Here is a 5,935-nt window from a genome sequence, read left to right as displayed (position 1 = left end):
AGTTTTCGTGTCTGGCATAAACCGTGTGGGAGCGGAGCTTGCCCGCGAAGAGGCCGGAACTGACAGCGCGGCGCCCCAAATGAGCGCCGCTTATCCGCGACATGACACCCTTTCATATGCCAGATAAAACCCATTGGGTTAGAATGGCTTCTTTTCTACCCCCCCCCCCGATCCTTGAGGACCGCCATGTTCAGCCGTGATTTGACTATTGCCAAGTACGACGCCGATCTCTTTGCCGCCATGGAGCAAGAAGCTCAGCGCCAGGAAGAGCACATCGAGCTGATCGCCTCGGAAAACTACACCAGCCCCGCGGTGATGGAAGCCCAGGGCTCGGTCCTGACCAACAAGTACGCCGAAGGCTATCCAGGCAAGCGTTACTACGGCGGCTGCGAATACGTCGACGTGGTTGAACAGCTTGCCATCGATCGTGCCAAGCAACTGTTCGGCGCCGATTACGCCAACGTCCAGCCACACGCTGGCTCCCAAGCCAACTCGGCGGTCTACCTGGCCCTGCTGCAAGGCGGCGACACCATCCTGGGCATGAGCCTGGCCCACGGCGGTCACCTGACCCACGGCGCCAGCGTCTCCTCCTCCGGCAAGCTGTACAACGCCGTTCAATACGGTATCGACGCCAACGGCCTGATCGACTACGACGAAGTCGAGCGCCTGGCGGTCGAGCACAAGCCGAAAATGATCGTCGCCGGTTTCTCCGCCTACTCGCAGATCCTCGACTTCCCACGTTTCCGCGCCATCGCTGACAAAGTCGGTGCCTACCTGTTCGTCGACATGGCCCACGTGGCCGGTCTGGTCGCCGCCGGCGTCTACCCGAACCCTGTGCCGTTCGCCGACGTGGTCACCACCACCACCCACAAGACCCTGCGCGGTCCACGTGGCGGCCTGATCCTCGCGCGCGCCAACGCCGAGATCGAGAAGAAGCTGAACTCCGCGGTCTTCCCGGGCGCCCAGGGCGGCCCGCTGGAACACGTGATCGCGGCCAAGGCGATCTGCTTCAAGGAAGCGCTGCAGCCTGAGTTCAAGGCGTATCAGGAACAAGTGGTGAAAAACGCCCAGGCCATGGCCGAAGTGTTTATCGAACGCGGTTTCGACGTGGTTTCCGGCGGTACCAAGAACCATCTGTTCCTGCTCTCGCTGATCAAGCAGGACATCTCCGGCAAAGACGCCGACGCGGCCCTGGGCAAGGCCTTCATCACCGTGAACAAGAACTCGGTGCCGAACGACCCACGCTCGCCGTTCGTCACTTCCGGTCTGCGTTTCGGTACCCCAGCTGTCACCACCCGTGGCTTCAAGGAAACCGAATGCCGCGAACTGGCCGGCTGGATCTGCGACATCCTGGCTGACCTGAACAACGAAGCGGTGATCGACGCCGTTCGCGCGAAGGTCAAGGCCATCTGCGCCAAGCTGCCGGTTTACGGCGCTTAAGCAGCCCGCACCCCGTCGCACCCAAGAGCTCGGTCAGTCATGACCGGGCTTTTTTTCGCCTGGAGAAAACTCGCCGTCCGTCGCTCCCGTAGCCAAGCAGTGCCTTTACGGTGGAGCGCCATTTTGTGGGAGGCGGCTTGCTGGCGATGGCGGTCTTGAGGCTTGCATCGCGCTTGCGGGCCTCATCGCCGGCAAGCCAGCTCCTACAGGACCAGCATTACTGGTCAGACCGGTCCAACCAATTTAACGAAAAACCGCTTGTGATCCCGGAAAAATCGGGCGTAGACTGGCCTCGCACTGGACATACCGGTAAGACCACAACAATTAAGTTCCGACGCTGCGGCCACAGGCACAGATCACGGAACGCCGACCAGGATCCTCCCCATGCTCAGATGGTGCTCGCGTTCGATTTTCCTTCAGGTTGTCCTTGGACTGGTGCTCGGCATCATCTGCGGACTCGCCCTTCCCGAATTTTCCGTCCAGCTCAAACCCCTCGGCGACGGCTTTATCAAGCTGATCAAGATGCTCATCGGACTGATCGTCTTCTGTGTGGTGGTCAGCGGCATCTCCGGTGCCGGCGACCTGAAGAAGGTCGGGCGGATCGGCCTCAAATCGGTAATCTACTTCGAAATCCTGACCACCATCGCCCTGCTGATCGGGCTGATCCTGGCCTTCTCCACCGGCATCGGCAGCGGCGCCAATATTCATCTGGAGCAACTGTCCAAGGTGGCCCTGGGCGACCTCGCCGACCGCGGCCAGCATCTGCGCGGGACCACGCAGTTCCTGATGGACCTGATCCCCAACTCGGTGATCGGCGCCTTTGCCGACAACAACATCCTCCAGGTGCTGCTGTTCTCCGTGCTATTCGGCAGCGCGCTGAACCTGGTGGGCGAGTCGGCGTCGGGCATCTCCCGGCTGATCAACGAACTCAGCCACGTGATCTTCCGCATCATGGGCATGATCGTGCGCCTGGCACCGCTCGGGGTGTTCGGCGCCATCGCCTTCACCACCAGCACCTACGGCCTGGACTCGCTGCGCCAACTCGGCAGCCTGGTGGCGCTGTTCTACGTGACCTGCCTGACCTTCGTGCTGCTGATCCTCGGTGTGGTGATGCGCCTGTCCGGCCTGCGCATCCTGCCCTTCCTCAAGTACCTGCGTGAAGAGCTGCTGATCGTGATGGGCACCGCCTCCTCGGATGCCGTGTTGCCGCAGGTGATGCGCAAGCTCGAACACCTGGGGATAGGCAGCTCGACGGTGGGCCTGGTGATCCCGACCGGCTACTCGTTCAACCTCGACGGTTTCTCGATCTACCTGACCCTGGCCATTGTCTTTATCGCCAACGCCACTGGCACCCCGCTGGCGCTGACCGACCTGCTGACCATCCTGCTGGTGTCGCTGATCACCTCCAAGGGCGCCCACGGTATTCCCGGCTCGGCCCTGGTGATCCTCGCCGCCACCCTGACCGCCATCCCGGCGATCCCGGTGGTCGGGCTGGTGCTGGTGCTGGCGGTCGACTGGTTCATGGGCATCGGCCGGGCCATGACCAACCTGATCGGCAACTGCGTGGCGACCGTGGCCATCGCCCGCTGGGAAAAGGACATCGATGTGCAACGGGCCCACAAGGTCCTCGATGGCCAGCAAGGTTATGCCTTTACACCAAGAAAGCCGGTGCCACCGGCTCATCAGCAGGAATTCTGATGCGAAGCGCCCAGGGATGGGCGCCGGTACCGGCCCCAGGCGCGCGCAACCATCGCCGGCCTCGGGTCGTGGCCTGACCGTTTTATCTGGGAGTGAACCGTGATTAGCTCGTCAACCGTCGTCAATTCAGTCGTAGAAAAACTCCGCGCCGCCCTGTCCCGCGGCCAGTGGCGCAGCGGCGAGATGCTGCCGGGCCAACGTGAACTGGCCGAACAACTGGGCATCAGCCGCCCGAGCCTGCGCGAAGCCGTGACCGTACTGGAAACCCTCGGTCTGGTGCGCTCGATGCCGGGCAAAGGCGTGGTCGTGCTCGACGCCGCCCCCAACGAAACCTCGGCCGCCCACAGCGGCGTGGCCGACGCCAGCCTCGAAGATGTGCTGCAACTGCGCTACACCCTGGAGCCGTTTATCGTCGGGCTGGTGGCGCAGTCCATCAGCAGCAAGGAGGTCGGCCAGTTGCGCCTGCCCCTGATGGACATGCGTGAAGCCCTGGAGGCCAACGACAGCGAAGCCGGGATGAACGCCTACATTGCCTTCCATGAAGAACTGTTCGCCCTGACCTCCAACCCGATTTTCCAGAACGTGGTGCAGCAGACCAGCAACGCCCTCAAGCAGAGCGCCGAGGTGTTGCGCAACTCGCCGGAGCACCTGGCCGAACGGCTGGAGGAAAATGAAGCCGTGGTGCGCGCCATCCGCAACAAGAACAGTGCGCTGGCCAGCGCGGAAATGCGTCGGCACATCCTCCAGGAAGGCCGGCGCATGGGCATCGAACTCACCATCCCGGACGACCATCTGGGCAGTACCGAGCAATAACCCACCCGCCAAGGGGAGACCGGATATGAACAGCGTTGCGACACCCCTGCCTTTCACCGCCCGGCGCACTTTCGCCCTGCCACAGGGGCCGGCCGTTTGCGCCGAGACGCTCTACGCCCAGGTGTTCGAGGACATTCTCGATCGCCAGTTTGCCGAGGGCTTGAGTGAAGAGACCTTGATCCGTGCCTATGGCGCGGGTCGCAGCCAGGTGCGGCGGGTGATCAGCCGCCTGGCGCGGCAACAGGTCATTCTTACCCGCCCCAACCAACGGGCGCGGGTCGCCGAACCGGATGCCGAACAGATCCGCCAGACCCTGCAAGCGCGGCGGTTGGCCGAGATCAGCGTTATCGAGTTGGTTTGCGCCAAGGCCTCCGAGCTGACGTTCGCGCCGCTCCGCACATTGGTCGCGCGCGAACGCCAGAGTGCTGAAGCGGGCCGGCAGAGCACGGCGACCAGACTCGGCGGTGAGTTTCATCTGGAGTTGGCGAGGATGGCTGGCAATGCGCCCCTGGCGCATTTTCTCAGCGGGCTGGTGCCGCTGACCGGATTGGCCCTGGCGCAACATTCGGCGCGAGTCGAGGATTGGCGGGTGCGTGAGGCCCTGGTCACTGCCGTGGAGAATGGTGATAGCGGGGTGGCTGCCGGACGGTTGACGGAGTATCTGGATCGGCTTGCCGTCCTGCAGTGGTCCTGAGTTTGCCAAAAGCTTCGCGGGCAAGCTCCGCTCCCACAGGGCATTTAGGCGCCCGCAAACTCATGGTTGGCCACGGACCAGGTGGGAGCTGGCTTGCCGGCGATGGCGTCCGGATAGGCGCCGCAAGGCTCAAGAGCCTCATCGCTGCGATGCGGCGTCCCGACAAGCCCGCTCCTACAGGTTATGCGGCGTTTTCAATGCCCGGTTTCCTTGACTGATTGCCTCAGGCAGCCGCGACCTTGGCAAAGCCTTCGCGAATCTTCTCTTCCGGCAGGTCATCGGCAATAAACACGATCACGCTCTCCCGCGCCGCGCCCTCTTCCCACTCGGTATCCCAGTCGAAACCGTAGAGTTTGAGCACGCCCTGGAACACCATGCGCCGTGGCTCGCCGGCGATATTCAGCACGCCCTTGTAGCGCAACAACTGTTTGCCGTGATCCTCCAGCAGCTCGTTCATAAACTCGCTGAGCTTGTCGATATCCAGCGGCTCGGCAGTGCGCAGCACCAGGCTGGAGATGCGGTCGATCGACGGCGCCTTGCTGGCCGGGCGCAGACTCAAGCCACCGCCCAGGTCGGCATTGAGGTTGAAGCCACGTACATCGAGCAGTTCCGCCAGGTCGATATTACCGTGCTCGACGATGCGGATCGGGGCGCGGCGGTTGATCCGCGTCAGCCGTTCGCTCAAGGCGCTAAAGGTCGCCTCGTCCACCAGGTCGCGCTTGCTCACCAGCAACCGGTCGGCAAAGCCGATCTGCGCCTGGGCGATGGTCTGGGTCAGGTGATGCTCGGCATGGGCCGCGTCCACCAGGGTAACGATGCCGTCGAGCAGGTAACGCTCGCGCAGCTCCTCATCAATGAAAAAGGTCTGCGCCACCGGGGCCGGGTCGGCCAGGCCGGTGCACTCGATCACCAACCGGTCGAAGGCGATCTCACCGCTGTCCAAGCGCTCCAGCAACAGGTACAGGGCCTTGGTCAGGTCGGTGTGAATGGTGCAGCAGACGCAGCCGTTGGACAGCGTCATCACTTGCACCGGCTCGGCACCGAGCAGTTGGGTGTCGATGCCGGCGTCGCTGAATTCGTTCTCGATCACGGCGATTTTCAGGCCGTGCTCGGCTTTGAGCAGATGGCGCAGCAAGGTGGTCTTGCCGGCGCCGAGGAAACCGCTCAGGACGGTCACAGGAATAGGAACTGACAAACAAAAATCTCCCATACGCTAAAAAACTGTGGGAGCCCGGCTTGCCGGCGATGGCATCCGCAAGATCGCCATCGCCGGCAAGCCGGGCTCCCACA

The 5,935-nt window shown here is 62.9% G+C and carries 5 protein-coding genes; 4 read left to right on the top strand and 1 reads right to left on the bottom strand.

Annotated features, from left to right (window positions below; translation table 11 throughout):
* Positions 1-186: 186 nt before the first annotated feature.
* From glyA to AC07T0_RS31230, 4 genes are all read left to right on the top strand, one after another.
* Positions 187-1,440: a serine hydroxymethyltransferase gene (glyA, locus tag AC07T0_RS31245; RefSeq protein ID WP_495004792.1), complete on the top strand. Its 1,254-nt coding sequence runs from the start codon at positions 187-189 to the stop codon at positions 1,438-1,440.
* Positions 1,441-1,824: 384 nt separating this feature from the next.
* A complete protein-coding gene (locus AC07T0_RS31240; protein WP_495004791.1) occupies positions 1,825-3,138 on the top strand; it encodes a C4-dicarboxylate transporter DctA in 1,314 nt (437 codons plus the stop codon).
* A gap of 99 nt (positions 3,139-3,237) precedes the next feature.
* A complete protein-coding gene (locus AC07T0_RS31235; protein WP_495004790.1) occupies positions 3,238-3,951 on the top strand; it encodes a FadR/GntR family transcriptional regulator in 714 nt (237 codons plus the stop codon).
* 25 nt (positions 3,952-3,976) lie between these two features.
* Positions 3,977-4,645, top strand: a complete 669-nt coding sequence (locus tag AC07T0_RS31230; RefSeq protein ID WP_495004789.1) for a GntR family transcriptional regulator — start codon at positions 3,977-3,979, stop codon at positions 4,643-4,645.
* Positions 4,646-4,868: 223 nt separating this feature from the next.
* Here the strand turns inward: AC07T0_RS31230 and yjiA are convergent, their stop codons facing one another.
* Positions 4,869-5,855: a GTPase gene (yjiA, locus tag AC07T0_RS31225; RefSeq protein ID WP_495004788.1), complete on the bottom strand. Its 987-nt coding sequence runs from the start codon at positions 5,853-5,855 to the stop codon at positions 4,869-4,871.
* Positions 5,856-5,935: the final 80 nt, after the last annotated feature.

The sequence above is a fragment of the Pseudomonas sp. GW821-FHT04D07 genome (assembly GCF_059420225.1).
Note: the sequence above shows the minus strand (reverse complement) of the source record. Positions and strands in the feature narration are given on the sequence as shown.